Raw genomic sequence first — 22,193 nt, forward strand, 5'->3', positions numbered from 1 at the left:
AAGAAAGGGACTTGCCTGCCAAATGTTGCGGGAAGCCGGCTTCCCAACGATTAGCTGAAAGCAGCGCTGGGAATACTAACCGTTAGAAGCGAGGAGGGAATCCAGATGAGTTTAAGTGTGATTCTGATGGTGATTCAAGTGTTTTTTGCTGTTGTCATAGGCATGTATTTCTGGAATTTGCTGCGGGGGCAGCAGACCAACCGTTCGGCCGTCGACCGGGAATCGAAGAAGGAGATGGAGAAGCTGCGGAAGCTTCGTTCCGTCTCTTTATCCAAGCCGTTATCCGAGAAAACGCGGCCCAGCTCCATGCAGGAAATCATCGGCCAGAAGGAAGGGCTTCGCGCTCTGAAGGCGGCCTTGTGCGGACCTAACCCGCAGCATATTCTGATTTACGGCCCTCCCGGTGTAGGCAAAACGGCAGCGGCCCGTGTCATTCTCGAAGAGGCGAAGAAGAACCCTGCCTCGCCTTTCCGTCAGGATGCTAAGTTCGTGGAGACGGATGCCACGACAGCCCGGTTTGACGAAAGAGGCATTGCCGATCCTTTGATCGGCTCGGTTCATGACCCGATCTACCAAGGGGCGGGAGCGATGGGGGTAGCCGGGATTCCTCAGCCGAAGCCGGGTGCGGTTTCGAAGGCCCACGGGGGAATCTTGTTTATCGATGAGATCGGCGAACTGCACGCCGTCCAGATGAATAAACTGTTGAAGGTGCTGGAGGACCGGAAGGTTTTTCTGGAGAGCGCCTACTACAGCTCGGAGGACCCGAACATCCCGACCTATATCCATGATATTTTTCAGAACGGGCTTCCCGCCGATTTCCGCTTGGTTGGAGCGACAACCCGGACGCCGCAGGATATTCCGCCCGCCATCCGGTCCCGCTGCATGGAGGTATTCTTCCGCCCTCTGCTGCCGGAGGAAATTGGAGAGATCGCCTCGAATGCCATCCGTAAAATCGGCTTTCCGGATAACAAGGAAGCGGTCGAGGTCGTGAAGCGCTATGCCACCAACGGACGGGAAGCGGTGAATGTCATTCAGCTGGCCGCTGGTCTTGCCATGACCGATCACCGCCAGGCACTGTCCGCAGCCGATGTCGAATGGGTGGTCAACAGCAGCCAGATCCCGCCCAGACCCGACAAGAAGGTCCCGTCCGCCCCTAGAGTCGGCTTCGTGAACGGATTGGCGGTATACGGACCGAACCTTGGCACGCTGCTGGAAATTGAAGTGACGGCCATTCCGGCCGGGCGGGGCAAGGGCACCTTCAACATCACCGGTGTCGTGGATGAAGAGGAAGTGGGAGGAGGCTCCCGCACCCTTCGCCGCAAAAGCATGGCCAGAGGCTCCGTGGAGAATGTGCTGACGGTCCTGCGCAAGCTGGGGATGGAGCCTTACGATTATGATCTGCACATCAACTTTCCCGGCGGAATTCCCATCGACGGGCCGTCGGCAGGCATTTCGATGGCAACGGCCATCGTTTCGGCCATCAAAAACATTCCGGTGGACAACAAGCTCGCGATGACCGGAGAGGTGGGCATTCATGGCCGGGTGAAGCCGATCGGGGGAGTGGTAGCCAAAGTGGAAGCCGCCTTCCAGGCAGGGGCTACCAAAGTGCTCATCCCGCGGGAAAACTGGCAGGAAATTTTCAGCGGTCTGCAAGGAGTGGAAGTGATTGCCGTGGACACCATCGAAGAGGTGCTCGAGAATGCTCTTGGCTTGACAATCGCGGAGGAACCGGCGGATACCATCCTGCCCGCGCTTGCCGATCAAAGCCTCCCGGCAACGCTACCATATCTTCAGGCGGAATCGGGAGGAGCCGACAAGCCTTGATGGGGGAAATTGGTGTTTTGTTTGGACATTTGCTAAAATAGACTCTACAGCTTTGAAAGAGAAGTGCCATTGGGGGTGCATGAGCATGGGACCGAACAAATCGAAGGCTAGACGAATGCCTTTGCTTCCGTTAAGGGGATTGCTGGTTTACCCGAGCATGGTCCTCCATTTGGATGTGGGGCGCGAGAAATCGGTGAAGGCGCTGGAGAAAGCGATGGTGGACGACAGCCTGATTCTTCTCTGCTCCCAGTCCGAAATCAATATTGAAGAACCGACCCAGGAAGACATTTACCGGGTGGGAACGATAGCCAAGGTCAGACAGATGCTTAAGCTTCCGAACGGGACCATCCGCGTTCTGGTGGAAGGCGTTATCCGTGCCGAGGTGACAGATTTTCTGGCCAATGAGGAATTTTACGAGGTCAACCTGAAGGAGCTTCCGGAACAGATCGTAACGGACTCCGAGATCGACGCTTTGATGCGGACGGTGCTTAACCAGTTCGAACATTATATCAACCTTTCGAAGAAGGTCACCCCGGAAACGCTTGCCGCGGTTTCGGATATTGATGAGCCGGGACGTCTTGCCGATGTGATCTGTTCCCATCTGTCCTTGAAGATCAAGGATAAGCAGGATATCCTCGAGACGATCGACGTAAGGGCACGGCTGGAGAAGCTACTCGATATTCTGAACAACGAGCGGGAGGTTCTGGAGCTCGAACGCAAAATCAGCCAGCGCGTCAAGAAGCAAATGGAGAAAACTCAGAAGGAATACTACCTTCGCGAGCAGATGAAGGCGATCCAGAAGGAGCTTGGCGAGAAGGAAGGCCGCGCCGGCGAAATCGACGAGCTCCGCAGCCAAATGAACGAGGCGAAGCTTCCGGAGAAGGTGCGGGAGAAGATCGAGAAGGAAATCGATCGCCTGGAGAAAATGCCCGCCTCTTCAGCCGAAGGCGGCGTCATCCGCAATTATATCGATTGGCTCCTCGCTCTGCCTTGGACGAAGGAAACCGAGGACGATCTCGATCTCGCCAAAGCGGAAGAGATTCTAAACGAGGATCACTATGGACTTGAGAAGCCGAAAGAGCGGGTGCTGGAGTATCTGGCCGTCCAGAAGCTCGTGCAGAAGCTGAAAGGGCCGATTCTGTGCCTAGTCGGTCCTCCGGGAGTCGGGAAGACGTCCATCGCCCGTTCCATTGCCCGCTCTCTAGGCCGGGAATTCATCCGGGTATCCCTTGGAGGGGTGCGGGACGAGGCTGAAATTCGCGGACACCGCCGCACCTACGTGGGAGCCATGCCGGGACGCATCATTCAGGGCATGAAGACGGCCGGCACCGCCAATCCGGTCTTCCTGCTCGATGAAATCGACAAGATGGCCATGGATTTCCGCGGGGATCCTGCTTCGGCTCTCTTGGAAGTGCTGGATCCGGAGCAGAACAGCACCTTCAGCGATCACTTCGTGGAGCTGCCGTTTGACCTGTCGAACGTGATGTTCGTCACCACGGCCAATGCCGCACACAACATTCCGCGGCCGCTTCTCGACCGGATGGAGATGCTCTATATCCCCGGCTACACGGAGATTGAGAAGCTTCATATCGCCGAGAAATATCTTCTTCCTAAGCAGAAGAGAGAACATGGCTTGAAGCCCGAGCAGCTGGACGTCCAGGAAGCCGCCATTCTGGCCGTTATCCGGGAATATACCCGCGAAGCCGGCGTCCGCAACCTCGAGCAGCAGGTGGCAAGCCTCTGCCGGAAGTCGGCCAAGGAGATCGTCACGCATAACGGAGAGTCTGTCACTATCACGACGGATAACCTCAAGGACTATCTTGGACCGGCCAAATTCCGCTACGGAATGGCCGAGCTCGAAGACCAGATCGGAGCGGTGACGGGGCTTGCCTGGACCGAGGTCGGCGGGGATACCCTCGTGATCGAGGTCAGCGTGATTCCGGGCAACGGGAAGCTGACGCTGACCGGTAAGCTGGGAGACGTCATGAAAGAGTCCGCGCAGGCGGCCTTCAGCTACACCCGTTCCCGGGCATCCCAGCTGGACATTCCGGTCGACTTCCACGAGAAGAACGACATTCACATCCACATTCCGGAAGGGGCCATCCCGAAAGACGGGCCGTCGGCCGGAATCACGATGGCGACCGCGCTCATTTCGGCCCTCACGAACGTGCCGGTTTCCCGCGAGGTGGCCATGACCGGAGAGATTACGCTCCGCGGCAGGGTATTGCCGATCGGCGGCCTGAAGGAGAAGACGCTTGCCGCCCACCGGGCCGGAATCAAGACCGTTCTTCTGCCCAAGGACAACGAGAAGGACATCCAGGACATTCCGGAGAGTGTTCGCGAGAATCTGACCTTTATTCCTGTAGCCCATATGGACGAAGTGCTGGAACATGCCCTCGTCCGCCCGCTGCAGGTTCAATAAGAAAGTAGGAACACCTATATGAAGATCAACCAGGCGGAATTCGTCATCAGTGCGGTTGGTCCGGGACAATACCCAACGGATGCTCTGCCGGAGATTGCTCTGGCAGGGCGTTCCAATGTCGGGAAGTCCTCGCTGATCAATCGGCTTATTCAGCGTAAGAATCTGGCTCGGACAAGCTCCCAGCCGGGTAAAACGCAAACCTTGAACTACTACCGCATTAATTCCGACTTGTATTTTGTCGATCTCCCCGGCTACGGGTATGCCAAGGTCTCCAAAACCCAGAGAGCGGTCTGGGGCAAGTTTATCGAGGAATATATAACGAAGCGGGAGCCGCTTAAGCTCATTCTTCATATCATCGACCTCCGTCATCCTCCTACCAAGGATGACATGGCGATGTACGACTGGCTGAAGCACCACGATATCCCGGTCTGCGTCGTCGCCACCAAGGCCGACAAGATTCCAAAGGGGAAATGGCAGAAGCATCTGAAGGTGATCCGCCAGGAGCTCCTGATGGAGCCGGATGACCGCATCCTGCTGTTCTCCTCCGAGCTTGGCGTGGGCAAGGACGAGCTTTGGGGGCTCATCCTCGAGGCCATTCGCGGAGAAGACGAGGCGGAGCGGGAGGAACAGCCCGAAACGGCGGAATAGCTGCATAGCATAGTACGGCCAGCCGGCCCGATCCGGCTGGCTTTTTATCGTGGAATTCGGAAGATCTTGCTGTTGCTCGTTGAATTAAAGAGGATAGGGGAGGTTCTCTTTTCTTCTTCCGGCTTTTTTGCGAATTATCCGAAAAATTCGGCTAATTCTTCGGTTCGAAGAGGAAGAATATTTTTGCAAGGTGTAGTATACTTATTATGGGTAAGGTGGATATTGGGCCTTGTTTCATAACCCGGCGAACGGGTTAAAGGTTACTAATAGACCGTCAAGCGGAATGACCCAAGCGTTTCAAAAAACAGAATCGAGGGATTTTTATGGCACAAAGGTTAGCGACGGAGTATGTCAAAACCTGCCTGGTATTAACGGAAGCCGAAATGGACCAATTTATCCAGCTCTTTGTCGAGAATCAAACGCCTTTGCAGGTCAAGGTACTGGATAACGGAAGTCAGGAACTTGTTTTTCAAGATGAGGCCGATGGAGAAATTGTGCTTTCCTTCGAACGCAATGCCGGTAAGTATGTTTGTACGGGATCCTGCAGGGTGAGCAGCCAGAAGCTCGCCAACGCGATGCGCAAAGCCGTTTCCGCTTTCAAGGGAAGCGCGCTGGTGAATCGCCATTATACCGGCTTCTCCATGATGTACCAATATGAGCGTGGGCAAGTGACCAAGATCGTAGAGCTCAAAAACGGACGTCACAAAGTCGTTTATGAATACAAAGACACGCTCGGTGAGATGGAGCGCCTGTTCAAGCTCGATGAGGTGGAACGCGAGATTAGCAGCCTGCAGGGGCAGGTGGATGAATTGCTTGATCTCCGCAACCGTACGGAGGATCCGGCGGCAAGAGGGCGGATCGATCAGGATTTACGCATGGTGACGAAGCGCATGTTTGCGCTTGAAGCATAGGATGCTATCATTCGGAAGAGCTCCCGGAAGGGGGCTTTTTTCCGTTGGAAGGCTCGGGTAAGAATAGGCATACGGGAGAATGAACGTTACGATGGCCTTCCGCATAAGCTGTGCATGTACCGGAACACACCAAGTCCCCCGGCCCTCTCAAAATTTCTTTCCAAAAGGTATTGCATTTCTACCCGATAGATGTTATTTTTATTTTCGTTGAAAACTTTATAGGAACCAGGATTCACTCAGGACATTTGTATGTTGCGAGAGATTATTCCCTCGGGAAGTGAATGACGTAGGTCCTAGCGGATGAAATCAAACAATTTTATTCCTAGGAAGGGGGAACCGGAAGATGGAATACTCAACTTTCGGAAGACACGTAGCAGTTGATACTTGGGGAGTCGATTTTGACCTTCTCAACAACTCGGAATGGCTGCAAGCACAAATGGTAGAGGCTGCTGAGGTTTGCGGAGCAACGGTACTGTCCGTTCAAGCCCAACAATTCGAACCTCAAGGCGCAACGGTGTTGGTCATGCTATCGGAAAGCCATATCTCCATTCATACTTATCCTGAGAGAGGTTTTGCTGCATTGGATTGTTATACATGCGGTGAAACGGTGGATCCCCAATTGGCGATTGACCATATGATTTCCGTGCTTAAGCCGGCAGAGGTACATGCCAAGAAGCTAATTCGCGGTCTCGGTGAACTGAAAGTGGAAACGCCTGAAATAAAGCAAGCTGTTGCGGTAAAGTAACAAGGGTACGCCCGTAATAAAATAGAATAGGTAATCCTCGGCCATGGAAGAAATTCCATGGTCATTTGTTTTGTCCCGCCCCCATACAATGAAGGCAAGAGCGGGAGGACAAGAGCGGAGGGACCGAATTGACCAGAAAGCACAACGGGCGTTGGCTGATTGTAGTGGTGCTGGCCGTGCTGGTGGGCTGGCCGGTTTACCAGCTCGCGGATTGGTACAAGAATGTGACCTCGCGGCATGACGCCTCCTACAGCCTGTTTGAGGTTTCCCTCTTTCAGATGGAGCTGCTGAACAGCACGCTCCGGGAGGCCGCCACGGCACAGGATACGGGGCAGCTGGACACGCTGAAGCTTGCGGCTTACTCCGCCCAGTTTACCCATGAGAGGCTGGCGGCGGCGATGGAGGAGGAGGGGCTCGTGGACCTCGCTTCCCTTCCTCAGCTTCAGCAGGTTCTGCTAAGACTCCAAATCGGCGGCAGGCGCACGTTGAAGCCGGAGGAAACGCAGCTTATCGGGGAGGCCGCGGAGCTCTTTCAGAGGCTGTATGAAGAGTATGGAGGGCTCATGGGGCCGAATCACCGTCTGATCCCGTCCAAGAACGACAAAGTGCGGAAATTCGACAAAGAGCTGCAGGAACTGCTCCGCAAAAAGCTGCTGGGAGGCTGAAAACGGCTTCCCGGCTTTTCAAAATTTATTCATATTCTCGGCTTATACATATTTTATTATGTGATATAATGAGTATTGTTACATACAAGAGGGGCAGGTGAACACAATGCATATTTTGGCGGTCGGTCTCAATTACAGGACGGCACCTGTCGAAATCAGGGAGAAATTTGCGATCCCGGCGGACCGGATGACGGAAGCGCTGGCGGAGCTTAAAGGCACCAAGAGTATTATGGAATGCATCATTGTGGGCACCTGCAACCGGACGGAGCTGTACGTAGTGGTGGACCGCATGCAGATGTGCGGGAACATCCTTCTTTCCTTCATTGAGAAATGGTTCGGCGTGTCGCGGGAGCAATTCAGCAGCCATTTGTATATTCTCGAGGACAACCAGGCGATTCAGCACCTGTTCCGGGTGGCGAGCGGCCTGGATTCCATGATTATCGGGGAAACCCAGATTCTCGGCCAGGTCCGGGATGCGTTCCTGCTCGCCCAGACGGAGGGCGCAACAGGCACCCTGTTCAACAACCTGTTTAAACAAGCCGTTACCATGGCCAAAAGAGCCCATTCCGAGACGTCCATCGGGGAAAACCCGGTTTCGGTCAGCTATGCTGCGGTGGAGCTCGGCAAGCGCATCTTCGGCGATTTCCATGGCAAGACCGTACTAATTCTCGGAGCGGGGAAAATGGGCGAGCTGACGGCCAAGCACCTCCACTCGAACGGAGCGGCTAAAGTGCTCGTCGTGAACCGGACGAAGGAGAAGGCCGCCGAGCTTGCCGCCAAATTCAGCGGGTCCGCCTACGGGATGGATCGCCTGCCGGAAGCTTTGGTCGAGGCGGACATCGTCATCTCCTCCACCGGCTCGGCGGATACCGTCCTCACCAAACGGATGGTGCAGGCCGTTCTGCCGAAGCGCAAATCGCGTCCGCTGTTTATGATCGATATCGCGGTTCCCCGCGACCTGGATCCGGCGATCAGCGAGCTGTCCAACGTCTTCCTGTACGACATCGACGACCTGGACATCATTGTGCAGAGCAACCTGCAGGAACGGCGTCAGGAGGCGGTCAAGATCGAAGCGATGATCACGGAGGAAATGGACGCGTACAACCAGTGGTTCAAAACCTTGGGCGTCAGTCCGGTCATTCAATCCCTCCAGCTGAAATCGAGCCATATCCACGAGGAAGTGATGGAGAGCCTTCTGAAGAAGCTGCCGGAGCTGGACGAGAGGGAAATTAAGGTCATCCGCAAGCTTACCAAGAGCATGATGAACCAGATGCTCCGCGACCCTATCTTGAGGGTGAAGGAGATGGCCGGGCAGCGGAACGGGGAAGAAGCTCTCGAAATGTTTACAAAGCTGTTTGCTTTGGAGGAGCTGGTCGAAGAGGCCAAACCCGAAGCGAAGAAGACGGAGGCCGTCAAATGGGAGCCCGAGTCCGTTAAACCGGGACAAGCCCTCCTCAGCCTGCAGCCCAAGGAAGTTTTGGCGGGCCCTTGAGCCATCCTGAATAGAAGTACCGGACTCCGGGTTTATTAAGAAGGTAGGGGTCCCCCAAAAGGAACAGATGGTCTTTCGGGCAGCGTTCACTTCACTTTTTGGGGGTAAAGGAAGCATGGTGTCTCCAAGCTGGATGTATGATGCAATCATTTATATATATGCCCTGAGCCTGCTGTTTTACTTCTCTGATTTCATCGGCGCGAATCGGAGCGCCAAACGGATGGGCACAGGGCTGCTTGTTTTTGTATGGGTCCTTCAGACCGCGTATCTCGGGTTAAGCGTATACAACCACGTGGACCGGGCCTACGCCATGTCGGAGACCCTGTTCCTTTTTAGCTGGCTCCTTGTCACGGTTTCGCTGATCATCAACCGGTTCTTCCGGATTGAATTGTTCGTCTTTCTCGTGAATGTCGTGGGGTTCTCCGTGCTCGCGCTTAACATCTTCAGCAATCCGCGGGTAACGCCGATGCTCGGCAGATGGGAGGTGTCGGATGAGCTGCTGTTCATCCACATTACGCTCGCCGTTGGCAGCTATGCCGCCTTCGTCATCGCCGCCGTGTTCTCGGGAATGTACCTGTTTCTGCACCGGCAGCTGAAGGAGAAGCACTGGTCGGTGACGATGAAGCGCCTGCCGAGTCTCGAGAAGACGGACCGGTACGCCTACCGCGCGGTCATCGCCGGAACGCCGCTGCTGATCACGGCTCTCTCCCTCGGGCTCATTTGGGTGGTGCTGCAAGGCAGTGCCGAGCAGCTGGGGGATTTGAAGGTGCTGAACTCGCTCCTGGTGCTTGTGGGCTACCTGTATTACTTGTTCCTGCGCCTCTCGGTTAAGGCGAACGGCCGCCGGTTGGCCATTTGGAACCTGTATGCGTTTGGCGTCGTTCTGCTTAATTTTATATTCACGAACTGGCTTTCGGGCTTTCACCAATGGGTGTGGATGTGAAGAAGATGACCTATTATCCGGTAATGCTGAACCTGCAGGGCAAAAAAGCCGTCGTGGTCGGAGGAGGGCCTGTCGGCGAACGCAAAACGTCCGGTCTCCTTGATGCCAGGGCGAAGGTGACCGTTATCTCGCCGGAAGCCACGGAAGGGCTACGGCAGCTGGCGGCGGAAGGCGCGATCCGGATGCTGAACCGGGAGTATCGGCCCGGGGACCTTCAGGAAGAAGAAGCGTTTCTGGTCATGGCGGCGACCGGATCGCCGTCCGTGAACCGCTTTGTGGCCGAGGAAGCCCGTGAAGCCGGGGTCCTCCTGAACGCGGCGGACGATGGGGGCACCGGGGATTTCCTTGTTCCCTCCGTTCTGCGCCGGGGAAGGCTGCTGGTGGCGCTGTCCACGTCCGGGGCCGGTCCGGCCGCCGCCCGGAAGCTGATCCGGGAACTGGATTCCCGGTACGGCCCGGAATACGAAACCTATGTGGACTTTCTGGCGGAATTCCGCACCGCGGCTAAGAAACGGATAGAGGATCAGGGTATGAGAGGCCGTCTGCTGCGAAGCCTGTCGGAATGTGACATTCCGGAGCTTATCCGCACCGGGCGGTTTTTGGCATTTCGGGAAGAGGTACTGGAACGGCTCGGGTGCAGCCCGGGCTCGCTATCGGGTATACTGGAGAAATATGCTGACAAAGGAGAACGACCATGAGAAAGATTATCGTCGGAACCCGGCAAAGCGCTCTGGCGCTCACCCAAACCGGCCAGGTCATCGACCAGCTGAAGCAGGTGAGCCGGGAGCATGGGATCGAGTGTGAATTTGAAATCCGCAAGATTGTCACCAAGGGGGACCGGATTCTCGATGTGACCCTTTCGAAGGTAGGCGGGAAAGGCTTGTTCGTGAAAGAGATCGAGCAGGCGCTCCTTGACGGAGAGATCGATATCGCCGTGCACAGCATGAAGGACGTGCCTTCGGAAAGGCGCGAGGGACTCGTCATCGGAGCGGTGCCGAAGCGGGTGGACCCGCGGGATGCCCTTATCACCAAGGGGAATATCCCGCTTAAGGACCTGCCGCAAGGAGCCTTGGTCGGCACAAGCAGCCTCCGCCGGGCGGCGCAGCTGAAGGCCTACCGTCCCGACCTGCGGATCCAATCCATCCGCGGCAACATCGATTCGAGGCTGCGCAAGCTCGAGACGGAAGGCTTTGACGCGATCCTGCTGGCGGCCGCCGGTCTGTACCGGATGGGCTGGCAGGACCGCATCAGCGAGTACCTCCCGCCCGCGCTCTGCATTCCGGCCGTAGGCCAGGGCGCCCTCGGCATCGAATGCCGCGGAGACGACGGCTTCCTCGTGGACCTGCTCGGCCGGTACAACGACGAAGCCACCGCCCTCGCGGTGAGCGCGGAGCGCAGCTTCCTGGCCCGCCTGAACGGCGGCTGCCAGGTGCCGATCGGGGCCTACGCCGAGCTGGCGGAAGGTGCCTCCCCGGCGGAAGCGACCATCACGCTGACCGGGATGGTCGGAGAGCCCGAAGGGGGACGCCTGCTTCGCAGCGAGGTGGCGGGCACCGATCCGGAAGCGCTCGGGCGCGAGCTGGCCGAGGAGCTGATCGCGCGCGGCGCGGACGAGATCCTCGCGGCCGTGCGGGAGCAGCCGGAAGCGTAGGGCCGCCGGCAGAGTCGGCCGGGCGATGAACGAGCGGCGGAGGAAGGCGCATTTCCGGCTCTTACCAGGCAGGGGCCGGGGAAGTGCCGGAAGGAATCAAGCTTTTTTACGGGATAGAGGATAGGAGTTGGGGAGATGGCGAAGGGGAAGGTTTATCTGGTAGGAGCGGGTCCGGGAGACCCGAAGCTGATTACCGTGAGAGGGCTGGAAGCCATCCAAAAGGCAGACGCCGTAGTGTACGACCGGCTCGCCAATCCCGCCCTTCTCCGGCATATGAAGCCGGGGGCGGAGAAGATCTACGTGGGCAAGCTGCCCGACCGCCATACCCTGAAGCAGGAGGTCATCAACCAGCTGCTCGTCGATCTTGCCTTGGAGGGCAAGATCGTGACCCGCTTGAAAGGCGGCGATCCGAGTGTATTCGGGCGTGTGGGGGAGGAAGCCGAGCTCGTGGCGGAGAACGGCATTGAATTCGAGATCGTTCCCGGCATCACTTCAGCGATTGCCGTGCCGGCTTATGCTGGCATCCCGGTCACCCACCGGGATTTTACTTCATCCCTTGCGATAGTGACCGGGCACGAATGCCCGGTAAAGGAGACGTCCAATATTGATTGGGGCAAGCTGTCCACGGCAACAGGCACCCTTATTTTCCTTATGGGCGTAAGCAACATCGGCTCCATCCGCGACGTGCTGCTTGCGAACGGGAAGCCGGCCGCGACGCCAGTGGCCGTCATCCGCTGGGGAACCCGGGCGGAGCAGAGGACTCTGGTGGGGACGCTTGCCACGATCGTGGAGCAGGTGGAAGAGGCCCGCTTCAAGTCGCCGGCTATTATCATCGTAGGGGAAGTTGTCACGCTGCGGGATAAGCTGTCCTGGTTCGAGCGCAAGCCTCTGTTCGGGCAGCGTGTGCTCGTGACCCGTTCCCGCAGCCAGGCAAGCGAGCTGGCCGACCGTATCGATGAGCTGGGCGGCGAGGTCGTGGAATTCCCCGTGATCCGGCTGCAGCCCCCATCCCGTCCGGAAGCCGTTCAGGCGCTGGAGGAAGGGCTCAAGCGCCTTTCCCGTTACGACTGGGTGATCTTCACCAGCGTGAACGGGGTGGAATTCTTCTTCGACAAGCTGAGGGAACGGCGTCTCGACATCCGCCTGCTTTCCCAGGCGCAGATCGCCGCGGTTGGACCCAAGACGGCGGAAGCGCTCGAGAAACGCGGCCTGTTCGTCGACTGCCAGCCCGACACCTTCCAGGCCGAGGATCTGCTGCGGGAGATTGCCCCGCGGCTTCAGGCCGGAGAACGGGTACTGCTGCCCCGCGGCGACCTGGCCCGCTCGTACCTGCCGGAGGAGCTGCGGAAGCTCGGCCAGGAGGTAACCGAAGTCGACGTCTACGAAACCGTCGCTTCGACCGAAGGCGGCGAAGACGTGGTCCGGATGCTGCAGGATGGCGACATCACGGCGGTGACTTTTACGAGCTCCTCCACCGTGACGAACTTCATGGCGGCGTTGGCTGAGGCAGGAGGGGAAGAGTTGAGGGCCAAGCTGAAGGAGCTTCCGGCCTACTGCATCGGCCCGGTCACGGCTGAGACCGCAGCGGCCGCCGGCTGGACGCACATTCGCGTATCCGAGCAAGCGACCATATCGTCGCTGGTGGAGGCCCTGGTTTCCAAAGAACAATAAGGACGAAGTCCTTTGGCATACTTACATCCGGCTTGGCCTTGTCCCCCGTCATTCTATGGCGAGGAACAAGGCCTGCCGTCTTAATCCAAGGAGGTTATTTTCATGAGTTTTCCAATCGTACGCAACCGCCGGCTCCGCACATCGGGGGCCCTGCGCAACCTGGTGCGGGAGCATGCCTATACCGTAAACGACCTGATCTATCCACTGTTCGTCACGCACGGAACGGGGATCAAGGAAGAGATTCCTTCCATGCCGGGCGTGTACCACTACTCGCTTGACCGTCTTCAAGAGGAGCTCGAGGAAACGGTCGGCCTCGGCATTCAGGCTATTCTGCTGTTCGGCGTTCCGGAGACGAAGGACGCCCAGGGAACGTCCGCTTTCGAGGATCAGGGGATTGTACAGGAAGCGACCCGTTTCATCAAAGAAAGGTACCCCGATCTGCTCGTCATTGCCGATACGTGCCTATGTCAGTTTACCGATCACGGCCACTGCGGCATGATTCACCATCACCCGTCGACCGGGCGCGCCGAAATCGACAACGATACCTCGCTCGAGCTATTGGCCCGCACCGCCGTTTCGCAGGCGAAGGCCGGAGCGGACATCATCGCCCCGTCGAACATGATGGACGGGTATGTGCACGCCATCCGTACGGCGCTTGACGAGGAGGGCTTCCACCATACGCCGATTATGGCGTACTCGGTGAAATACGCGTCCGCCTTCTACGGCCCCTTCCGCGATGCGGCGCATTCGGCTCCTCAATTCGGTGACCGCAAAACGTACCAGATGGATCCGGCGAACGCCCGGGAAGCGCTCCGTGAGGCGGATTCCGATGTGGTGGAAGGAGCGGATATGCTCATCGTGAAGCCGGCTTTGGCTTATATGGACATCATTCGCTCCGTCAAAGACAACTTCGACCTTCCGGTTGTCGCCTACAACGTGAGTGCCGAGTATTCGATGGTAAAAGCCGCCGCCGCAAACGGCTGGATCGACGAGAAAGCGATCGTCACCGAAACGCTGACCGGCTTCAAACGGGCAGGGGCGGATATGATCATCACCTACCACGCGAAGGATGCCGCCCGCTGGCAGAAGGGCGAGTAAGCGCGCGCCCGCTAAGGGCTGGCCAGGCTTTTTGGCAAATCGTTCCTTCCGTTTCAAACGATTTTCGTTCCAAGAACCTCAAAACCGTTCGTTCCTTTAGGGGATCGGGCGGTTTTTTTGATTGGGGAGCCGATTCAAGGAGAGCAGTTCGTCCGGCTTAGGGGATCAGGAGACGTTTTTCTCGCTTGCGGTAATGGAGAGGGGTCACCCCGTAGCGGGCCTTGAAAAGGGTATGAAAGTAAGCGGGGTTGTCAAAGCCCGCTTCCCCGGCTGTCTCCAGCACGCTCCGGTCCGTGTGGCGTAGCAGATTGGCGGCATAGGCGAGCCGCCTTTCGTTAATCCACTCCGAAGGGGAACACCCGAACGTCTTCTTGAAGCGCCGGCAGACGTGTTCATAGGAGCAGGGGGAGAGCTCCCGCAGCCGGGGGATGCCCGCGACAAAATGCTCCCGCTCGCTCATCGTTCCGACCAGCCGCTCAAACCAGTCCTCGGGCTCCTCCGGACGGAGGAAATGCTGATGGAGAAGCTCGGCAATGAGGGAACGGGCCAGCAGGCGAATCTCTTCCTTGCGGGAGGAGGGGATTTCCGTCAAGAGCTCCAGCCGGCGGATAAGCTTCTTCCGGCTGACATCATCGAGCCGCCGGGAAGGAGGCAGCGGGGAGGTGAGCAAGGGATGAGCCGCCAGATCCAGTCCCAGGTAGACGAACAGGTCGGCCACCATTTTGCGGGAGAACGCCAGGTTAACGAGCCGGGAGGGGGCATCTCCGGCGCTTTCATAGGTATGCACATCCGAAGGGCGGATGAACACCAGCTCCCCCTCGGCAAGCGGCAGGATCTTGTCTTGGATGCGATGGAGGAGCCTGCCCTCCGCCATGAGGAACAGCTCGAAGTATTCATGGGTATGAGGGGTTCCGGATAAATACAGAAGGGTATCGTGCCAAGCGAAATGGACTCCTGTACGCGGATCAAGCATCTGGCTTTCGGTCAAAAGAAGCATAGGTCTGCCTCCTGAAAGATCAACATAGTGAAGGTTTTGGTCAAGGAACCGAACGAAATGTCTCCTGGTTTTCTATATGATTATAAGGGAGAAAGGCCTTTTATAAAATAAGGTGAGGTCACCATATTGATTTTTTGATGAGAGGACGGTGCAGCGGTGAAGATCGCGATGATCAGCGCCAATTATTTCGGGAGAGCTACGGGGTACCGGACCAGCATGGACGAGTGGGGAGCGGCGGAGCGAAGGGTCATCGAACGGGCGAGCCTCGAGGAGTTCGACCGGATCTGCGGGGATATCGCCGGAGCGGGATTCCGGCATATGGAGCTTTGGATGGCCCATGCTTTTCCTAAATTCATGACTCCCTTTCTTGCCGAGGAAATGAAGGCGGTATGGGAGAGGCACGAGCTGGAGGTCATCGGGTATTCGTGCTCGCTAGGGGACCCTGTTAAATGGCCGCGCTGGACGCGGCTGTGCTTTGAAGCCTGTCACATGCTCGGAATCAAGCAGATCGCGAGCGGGTTGTCCCCGGAGGGGGCATCCGCCGTTTACGGACTATGCCAAGAATACGGCATCCGGGTTGTCGTGGAGAACCATCCCGAGAAGCATCCCGAAGAGATCCAGCGGGTCATCGGGGATTACGGGGATTGGCTGGGGGCTTGTGTGGATACCGGTTGGTTCGCTACCCAAGGCTTTCCGGCACCGGAAGCCATCCGGCAGCTGAAGGGTCAGCTTATGCACGTGCACCTGAAGGACGTGCGGGAGCAGGGGACGCATCATTCTGTGCCGCTCCGCCAAGGGGTGGCGGACATAGCCGGCTGCGTGGACGCGTTGAGGGAAATCGGCTACGAGGGGACAGTCTCTATTGAGCAGGAATCCGGTGACCATGATCCTACGGAGGATTGCGCAGAAGGGCTTCGCTGGCTGAAGCAGGAGCTGGAACTTGAGCCCTAAGGAAGCCCTGACCGGGATGGAACCCGGTTCGGAATCAAACCGGCACGCAGGAACGACGGATACTAACGGAAAAGGGGTTAGCAATCATGGTACGTATCGCAATAGTAGGAACGGGTTGGCAGGGACAAGGCCTGATGAGCAGCCTGAAGGCAATCGAGGGGATGGAGCTTGTGGGAGCCTGCGACCTGAATGCCGATATGCTGGCCAAAGTCGTCACCAAGTTCTCCGTTCCCGGTTATGCCGATTATGGACGCATGCTGGACGAAACCAAGCCGGATGGGGTATTGATCTGCACCCATCCCCAGCACCGGTACGAGCTGGTTAAAGAAGCCGCCATGCGGGGCATTCCGTGCTTCATCGAGAAGCCTCCGGCCCGCGACCTGGAAGGAGCGCGACGGATCAGCGACGTTCTGGAGGAATACGGCGTGATGAACAGTGTAGGCTTCATGTACCGCTACAGCACGGCACTGCAGAAGGCCAAGGAGCTGATCGCCGGCCGACGGGTCGCACTGGTCCGCAGCTGCATGCTGGACGGCCTTGCCATCCGGCCGGATTCGCCTCGATGGTTCTTTGATAAAGAACGGTCGGGCGGTCCGGTTTTCGATCAGGCGATCCACATGCTGGATCTGTCCCGTTATTTATTTGGGGATATCGAGGCCGCCGCCGGGTTTCAGGGAAATCGGACGGTCCCCAAAGGGGAGGACTTCACCGTGGAGGACAGCGCCTCCCTTACCCTTCGATACCGGAACGGGATCATGCAGAGCCACACCCATTCTTGGGCCTACAACGGTTTCCGGATGCAGCTGGAGCTCGTGTCCGACGAGCTTGACCTTATGCTCGATCTCGGCAAGGGGACGCTGACGGGAACGGCGGGAGGTGAGCCGGTGGCCTACGAAAGCCAGGACGCCCTTTACCGGCTGGAGCTGGAGGCTTTCGGCCGGGCCATTCGCGAGGGAAATCCCGCCTGGATCCGTTCCACCTACGCGGACAGCGTCCGCTCACTGGCCGTCGCCCTTTCGGCCGTCCAGGCACTGGAAAACGGGCAGGTTGCGTACGTGGAGGAAGAGTAGAAGAGGCGAAGAATTCATCAAGGAGCCGGACCTGGCAGCAGGTCCGGCTTTTTCTGCTGCCCGGCTTTTTGTCTGCCATTTCCCGCCAAACCTCACCCCCTTTGTCAAAGATTTGTCGGATTCTGACGTCCTCCCGAGTTGTTACCCGTAGGCAAATAGGGCATAATTGTAAGTAGCAAACGGGAGCGTACGGAAGGGATTTCCGGCGCCGTCCCTTAGAAAAGAGGAACGCTGATGGCTTACAACGATACGTTTATCCGCGCCTGCCGCAAGCAGGAGGTGGACGTGCTCCCGGTCTGGTACATGCGCCAGGCGGGAAGATATGATCCGGACTACCGCAAGATTAAAGAGAACTACAGCCTGCTCGAAATTTGCCGGCAGCCGGAGCTCGCGGCCGAGGTTACCTTGATGCCCGTCAAGAAGCTCGGAGTGGACGCGGCTATTCTTTATTCCGATATTATGAATCCGGTTGCTTCCATCGGGATTGATTTTGATATTGTAAAGAACATCGGGCCGGTTATCGACAATCCGATCCGGACCGCAGAGGACGTCGCCCGCCTGCGCCCGATCGATGTGGAAGGGGACCTTTCCCATATTCTCGAGACCATCCGGATCCTGGACCGGGAGCTCACCGTTCCACTCATTACATTCGCCGGGGCTCCCTTTACCATTGCGAGCTACCTGATCGAGGGCCGTCCTTCCAAAAGCTATATCCGTACCAAGGAAATGATGTACGGCGAGCCGAAGGTCTGGTTCCAGCTCATGGACAAGCTGGGCGATATGGTCATCGCCTATCTGAAGGCTCAGATCCAGGCCGGGGCGAAGGCCGTCCAGCTGTTCGATTCGTGGGTTGGAGCTTTGTCCCCTTCCGATTTTCAGATGTATGTGCTTCCGACCATCGAACGGATATTCCGGGAGATTTCCCATTTGGAGCAGCCTAAAATCTACTTCCCGGGGGTAAGCTCGGGAGAGCTGCTGCCGACTTTAACCCGTCTTCAAGCGGACGTCATCGGCCTCGACTGGAGGGTCGCTATTCCGGAAGGGCGGCGCCGGACGGACAACCGGTTTGCCGTTCAGGGCAACCTGGATCCTTACGTGCTGACGGCCCCTATGGCGCTTATCAAGGAGCAGGCCAAAGCGATCATCGACCAGGGGATCCAGAGCCCCGGGTATATTTTCAATCTTGGACACGGCTTGTTCCCGGAAGCGTCGCTCGACAAGCTGAAGGAGCTGACCGATTTCGTGCACGACTATTCGCGGACGGCTCTTCAGGCGGCCGTTAAGGGAGGCAAGTAAATGACGAAGAAGACGATCGGCGTTCTCGTGATGTCGTACGGCACCCCCGAAAGCCTAGATCAGGTGGAGGCTTACTACACCCATATCCGCCGGGGCAGCCCTCCCTCCGCCGAGCAGCTGAAGGAACTGACAGACCGCTATGAGGCAATCGTGGGAGGCTTTTTCCCTCTGAGGGAGAATACGAACCAGCAGGTAAGCGCCTTGGAAGAAACGCTGAACCGGGAGCACCCGGAGTATGAGTTCCGCTGCTACCAAGGACTTAAGCATGCCAGTCCGTTCATCGAGGACGGGGTGGAGGCCATGGCGAAGGACGGCATTACGGAAGCGGTAGGCGTGGTGCTGGCCCCTCATTATTCCGTGATGAGCGTAGGCGGCTATATCAAGCGGGCGAAGGAGAAAGCGGAAGAGACCGGGCTTTCGATCCGTTTTGTTCGAAGCTACCAAACCCATCCTTCGCTTATCCAAGCCCTTACGGAGAGGGTGGAGAAGGCACTAGGCTTGTTCGAGGGGGTGCCGGCGAAGGGGATCCGGGTTCTTTTTAGCGCTCACAGCCTGCCGGAGAAGATTCTCGAGATGAACGATCCTTACCCCGAGCAGCTTTTGGAAACGGCAAAAGCCGTTGCGGAGCGGGCGGGTGTGGAGGCATGGCAGTTCGCCTGGCAGAGCGCGGGGCGGACGGCAACCCCATGGCTAGGACCGGACATTCTCGACGTGCTGGAGACGCTGAAGCGGGAGGAAGCCGTGGAGAACGTGCTGGTGTGCCCGGTCGGGTTTGTTTCCGATCATCTGGAGGTTCTGTACGACCTGGATATCGAGGCAAAGCGGAAAGCCGCTGAGCTTGGCATTCATCTCGAGCGGACGGAGTCGCTTAATACCGACCCGCTGTACATGCATACCCTTAGCGATGTGGTGGCGGCGGAAGTGGAGAGGAAGGGATAGTCATGCAGGAAGCTGCCCGTAAGGTTATGATCATCGGGGGAGGCATCACGGGATTAAGCGCCGCTTTCTATGTGCAGAAGCTGTTTAAGGAGAAGGGCGTTCCCGTGGAGATCACCCTGGTGGAGAAGAGCGGCAAATGGGGAGGACGCATCGAGACGCTTCGCCGGGACGGCTTCGTGCTCGAGAAAGGGCCGGATTCCTTTCTGGCCCGCAAGCTCCCGATCATTGAATTGTCTCGGGATCTCGGGATCGAGAACGAGCTGGTGGGCCAAGGCGCCAAGGGCAAGCGTTCGTATATTCTTCATCACGGCAAGCTTCATCCGATGCCCGCCGGCATGGTGCTGGCCATTCCTACCGATCTGACCGCTTTTATGGAGACCGGCCTCGTTTCCCCGGAAGGCAAAGCAAGGGCGCTGGAGGATTTGACCCTTCCCAAAAGCGAGGATCCGGGCGACGAATCGCTCGGACATTTTCTCTCGCGGCGGCTTGGGCCGGAAGTGCTCGAGAACATTGCCGAGCCGCTTCTTGCCGGCATCTACGCAGGCGATACGTATGCCTTGAGTCTGCAGGCGACCTTCCCGCAGTTCAAGGACGCGGAGCAGAAGTATGGAAGCCTCATCCAGGGCATGCAGGAAAGCCGCAAAGCTTCCGCCGCCTCGGCCGGGAGCCAGGAGGCGATTCCGGAGGCGGCGAGGGGAAGCATGTTCCTCTCGTACCGGAATGGACTTCAATCGCTGGTGGATGCTCTTCTTGAAGCCCTCCAGGGAGTGAAACGCCTGGCCGCCGCGGCGGTGAAGGTGGATCGGACGGAAAGCGGCTCCCGGGTTACGATGGAGAACGGAGAGGTGTACGAGACGGACAGCCTGATTCTGGCGCTGCCGAATTACACGATGGCGGAGCTGCTTCCGGAGCTCCCCGCCGTCCAGCGGCTGGGCCAGGTGGACTATATCTCGGTGGCCAACGTTATCCTGGCTTACAACGCGGAGGAGATCGAGACGTCCTTCGACGGCTCCGGCTTCGTCATTCCGCGCAAGGAGGGCCGCTTCATCACGGCTTGCACGTGGACCTCTACGAAGTGGTCCCATATCGCTCCGCCGGATAAAGTCGTTCTGCGCTGCTATGTCGGAAGATCCGGCGAGGAAGGCTGGACCGGCATGACCGACGAGGAGATCGTCCGGAAGGTGAAGCAGGAGGTCCGGGAGCTGATGGGGATCGAGGCGGAGCCGCTCTTCCATGAGATCAACCGCCTGTACCGCTCCATGCCCCAGTATCCCGTCGGTCATCTGGATCAGATCCGGGAGGCCCGGAAGGAGCTTCAGGAGAAGCATCCCGGCGTTTTCGTCACCGGCTCTGGCTTTCATGGAGTGGGGCTGCCCGATTGCATCCGGCAGGGACGAGAGGCGGCTGAGGAATGTCTGCTTCATTTGGCGGGAACCGGCACGCCGGGTCGACGCTGTTAACGCATAAACCAAATTTCATAGAGTAAGGCAGGTGGCTCACATGACGCAATCAGGCAGCCGGAGGGACAGCCGGTCCCGCGAAGCTTTCGAGGAGGCCAAGAAGGTCATCCCCGGCGGGGTGAACAGCCCGGTCCGGGCATTTAAATCCGTAGGACTGACGCCGGTATTTGCGGAACGCGGGCAGGGCAGCAAAGTATACGACATCGACGGCAACGAGTTTATCGACTATATCGGCTCTTGGGGGCCGCTCATTATGGGGCATGCCCATCCGGAGGTCGTCGAGGCGCTGAAGAAGACGGCCGAGCGGGGAACGAGCTTCGGGATGCCGACCGAGCTCGAAACGGTGATGGCCCGGCTCGTCTGCGAGCGTGTGCCGTCGCTCGATATCGTCCGGATGGTGAACAGCGGAACGGAAGCGACCATGAGCGCCCTGCGGCTCGCCCGCGGCTATACGGGCCGCAGCAAGATCGTAAAGTTTGAGGGAAGCTACCACGGCCATGCGGACTCCCTGCTGATCAAAGCGGGCTCGGGAGTGGCGACTCTCGGTCTTCCGGACAGCCCGGGGGTACCGGAGGGGGTGGCCGTCAACACAATTACCGTCCCGTATAATGATCTGGATTCGGTCAAGCTGGCTTTTGAGAAGTTCGGCGAAGAGATCGCCGCGATTATCGTGGAGCCGGTAGCGGGCAACATGGGCGTCGTTCCACCGGCGGAAGGGTTCCTGCAAGGGCTCCGCGACGTAACGTCCCGCTATGGCAGCCTGCTCATCTTCGACGAGGTGATGACCGGTTTCCGCGTGGACTACCACTGCGCCCAAGGGCTTTACGGCATTACGCCGGACTTGACCTGCCTAGGCAAGGTCATCGGCGGGGGGCTGCCGGTCGGGGCTTACGGCGGACGCCGCGAGATCATGGAGCAGATCGCCCCGAGCGGACCGATCTACCAGGCGGGCACGCTGTCCGGCAACCCGCTTGCCATGGCTGCGGGCTTTACGACGCTGAGCCTGCTGACCCCGGCGGTGTACGAGGAGCTGGAGCGCAAGGCGGCCCGGCTCGAGGAAGGTTTCCGCCGCAACGCAGAGGAGGCCGGGGTGGCCAGAACGATCAACCGCGTGGGCTCCATGGTGTGCCCGTTCTTCACGGCGGAGAAGGTTGTGAACTACGAGACGGCCAAAACCTCCGATCTGGGTCGGTTTACCCGTTATTTCTCCCGCTTGCTCGACCTCGGCATCGTGATCGCGCCTTCCCAGTTTGAAGGCATGTTTGTATCCGCGGCGCACAGTGATGAGGATATCGAAGTGACGATAGCCGCGAACCGCGAGGCTCTCCAAGGACTGTAAGGCCCATCCTCCGGAAACAGGAAAAGCCTGGGGCTCCTCAGGCTTTTTTCTATGCTCTTTCCCATAAGGGG

At 58.1% G+C, this 22,193-nt stretch carries 19 protein-coding genes; 18 read left to right on the forward strand and 1 reads right to left on the reverse strand.

What is annotated here, in order from left to right:
- Nucleotides 1-105: 105 nt before the first annotated feature.
- The 12 genes from lonB to hemB all read left to right on the forward strand — a co-directional run bounded on the left by lonB (nucleotide 106) and on the right by hemB (nucleotide 14,070).
- Entirely contained in the window at nucleotides 106-1,824 is a 1,719-nt protein-coding gene (gene lonB, locus MJA45_RS07850) for an ATP-dependent protease LonB (RefSeq protein ID WP_315606712.1), read from the forward strand.
- Nucleotides 1,825-1,909: 85 nt separating this feature from the next.
- The gene (lon, locus tag MJA45_RS07855) at nucleotides 1,910-4,246 is read left to right on the forward strand and encodes an endopeptidase La (RefSeq protein WP_315606713.1); all 2,337 of its coding nucleotides are present in this window, start codon (nucleotides 1,910-1,912) and stop codon (nucleotides 4,244-4,246) included.
- Between the two features lie 18 nt (nucleotides 4,247-4,264).
- Nucleotides 4,265-4,894 carry a ribosome biogenesis GTP-binding protein YihA/YsxC gene (gene yihA, locus MJA45_RS07860; protein ID WP_315606714.1) on the forward strand — a complete coding sequence of 210 codons (630 nt, stop codon included), beginning with the start codon at nucleotides 4,265-4,267 and terminating at the stop codon, nucleotides 4,892-4,894.
- A gap of 323 nt (nucleotides 4,895-5,217) precedes the next feature.
- Nucleotides 5,218-5,805, forward strand: coding sequence for a non-ribosomal peptide synthetase module (locus tag MJA45_RS07865; RefSeq protein ID WP_315606715.1), 588 nt, complete (start codon nucleotides 5,218-5,220; stop codon nucleotides 5,803-5,805).
- A 343-nt stretch (nucleotides 5,806-6,148) separates the two neighbouring features.
- Nucleotides 6,149-6,550, forward strand: a complete 402-nt coding sequence (gene speD, locus MJA45_RS07870; RefSeq protein ID WP_315606716.1) for an adenosylmethionine decarboxylase — start codon at nucleotides 6,149-6,151, stop codon at nucleotides 6,548-6,550.
- 128 nt (nucleotides 6,551-6,678) lie between these two features.
- The gene (locus tag MJA45_RS07875) at nucleotides 6,679-7,215 is read left to right on the forward strand and encodes a hypothetical protein (RefSeq protein ID WP_315606717.1); all 537 of its coding nucleotides are present in this window, start codon (nucleotides 6,679-6,681) and stop codon (nucleotides 7,213-7,215) included.
- A 106-nt stretch (nucleotides 7,216-7,321) separates the two neighbouring features.
- A complete protein-coding gene (hemA, locus tag MJA45_RS07880) occupies nucleotides 7,322-8,707 on the forward strand; it encodes a glutamyl-tRNA reductase (protein ID WP_315607961.1) in 1,386 nt (461 codons plus the stop codon).
- 133 nt (nucleotides 8,708-8,840) lie between these two features.
- Nucleotides 8,841-9,650 carry a cytochrome C assembly family protein gene (locus tag MJA45_RS07885; RefSeq protein WP_315606718.1) on the forward strand — a complete coding sequence of 270 codons (810 nt, stop codon included), beginning with the start codon at nucleotides 8,841-8,843 and terminating at the stop codon, nucleotides 9,648-9,650.
- Between the two features lie 5 nt (nucleotides 9,651-9,655).
- Nucleotides 9,656-10,348, forward strand: a complete 693-nt coding sequence (locus MJA45_RS07890; RefSeq protein ID WP_315606719.1) for a precorrin-2 dehydrogenase/sirohydrochlorin ferrochelatase family protein — start codon at nucleotides 9,656-9,658, stop codon at nucleotides 10,346-10,348.
- Nucleotides 10,345-11,301 carry a hydroxymethylbilane synthase gene (gene hemC / locus MJA45_RS07895; protein ID WP_315606720.1) on the forward strand — a complete coding sequence of 319 codons (957 nt, stop codon included), beginning with the start codon at nucleotides 10,345-10,347 and terminating at the stop codon, nucleotides 11,299-11,301. Before MJA45_RS07890 ends, hemC begins: the two co-directional genes overlap by 4 nt.
- A 135-nt stretch (nucleotides 11,302-11,436) precedes the next feature.
- Nucleotides 11,437-12,972: a uroporphyrinogen-III C-methyltransferase gene (cobA, locus tag MJA45_RS07900; RefSeq protein ID WP_315606721.1), complete on the forward strand. Its 1,536-nt coding sequence runs from the start codon at nucleotides 11,437-11,439 to the stop codon at nucleotides 12,970-12,972.
- A 102-nt stretch (nucleotides 12,973-13,074) separates the two neighbouring features.
- Nucleotides 13,075-14,070 (forward strand): porphobilinogen synthase, encoded by a 996-nt coding sequence (gene hemB, locus MJA45_RS07905; protein WP_315606722.1) that lies wholly within the window; start codon nucleotides 13,075-13,077, stop codon nucleotides 14,068-14,070.
- Nucleotides 14,071-14,227: 157 nt separating this feature from the next.
- On the opposite strand, the gene MJA45_RS07910 is transcribed toward hemB, so the two are convergent.
- Entirely contained in the window at nucleotides 14,228-15,067 is an 840-nt protein-coding gene (locus tag MJA45_RS07910; protein WP_315606723.1) for a helix-turn-helix transcriptional regulator, read from the reverse strand.
- A 156-nt stretch (nucleotides 15,068-15,223) separates the two neighbouring features.
- Here MJA45_RS07910 and MJA45_RS07915 point away from each other — a divergent pair, with 156 nt between their 5' ends.
- The 6 genes from MJA45_RS07915 to hemL all read left to right on the forward strand — a co-directional run bounded on the left by MJA45_RS07915 (nucleotide 15,224) and on the right by hemL (nucleotide 22,122).
- Nucleotides 15,224-16,018, forward strand: coding sequence for a sugar phosphate isomerase/epimerase family protein (locus tag MJA45_RS07915; protein ID WP_315606724.1), 795 nt, complete (start codon nucleotides 15,224-15,226; stop codon nucleotides 16,016-16,018).
- An 86-nt stretch (nucleotides 16,019-16,104) separates the two neighbouring features.
- Nucleotides 16,105-17,088 carry a Gfo/Idh/MocA family protein gene (locus tag MJA45_RS07920; RefSeq protein WP_315606725.1) on the forward strand — a complete coding sequence of 328 codons (984 nt, stop codon included), beginning with the start codon at nucleotides 16,105-16,107 and terminating at the stop codon, nucleotides 17,086-17,088.
- Nucleotides 17,089-17,322: 234 nt separating this feature from the next.
- Nucleotides 17,323-18,384, forward strand: a complete 1,062-nt coding sequence (gene hemE, locus MJA45_RS07925; protein WP_315606726.1) for a uroporphyrinogen decarboxylase — start codon at nucleotides 17,323-17,325, stop codon at nucleotides 18,382-18,384.
- A complete protein-coding gene (gene hemH, locus MJA45_RS07930) occupies nucleotides 18,385-19,323 on the forward strand; it encodes a ferrochelatase (protein WP_315606727.1) in 939 nt (312 codons plus the stop codon). It abuts the gene before it with no gap.
- Between the two features lie 2 nt (nucleotides 19,324-19,325).
- Nucleotides 19,326-20,783: a protoporphyrinogen oxidase gene (gene hemG / locus MJA45_RS07935; RefSeq protein ID WP_315606728.1), complete on the forward strand. Its 1,458-nt coding sequence runs from the start codon at nucleotides 19,326-19,328 to the stop codon at nucleotides 20,781-20,783.
- 40 nt (nucleotides 20,784-20,823) lie between these two features.
- Nucleotides 20,824-22,122 carry a glutamate-1-semialdehyde 2,1-aminomutase gene (gene hemL, locus MJA45_RS07940; protein ID WP_315606729.1) on the forward strand — a complete coding sequence of 433 codons (1,299 nt, stop codon included), beginning with the start codon at nucleotides 20,824-20,826 and terminating at the stop codon, nucleotides 22,120-22,122.
- The last annotated feature ends 71 nt before the right edge of the window (nucleotides 22,123-22,193 follow it).

It is taken from the genome of Paenibacillus aurantius, from assembly GCF_032268605.1.
In the GTDB taxonomy this organism is placed as follows: domain Bacteria; phylum Bacillota; class Bacilli; order Paenibacillales; family NBRC-103111; genus Paenibacillus_AO; species Paenibacillus_AO aurantius.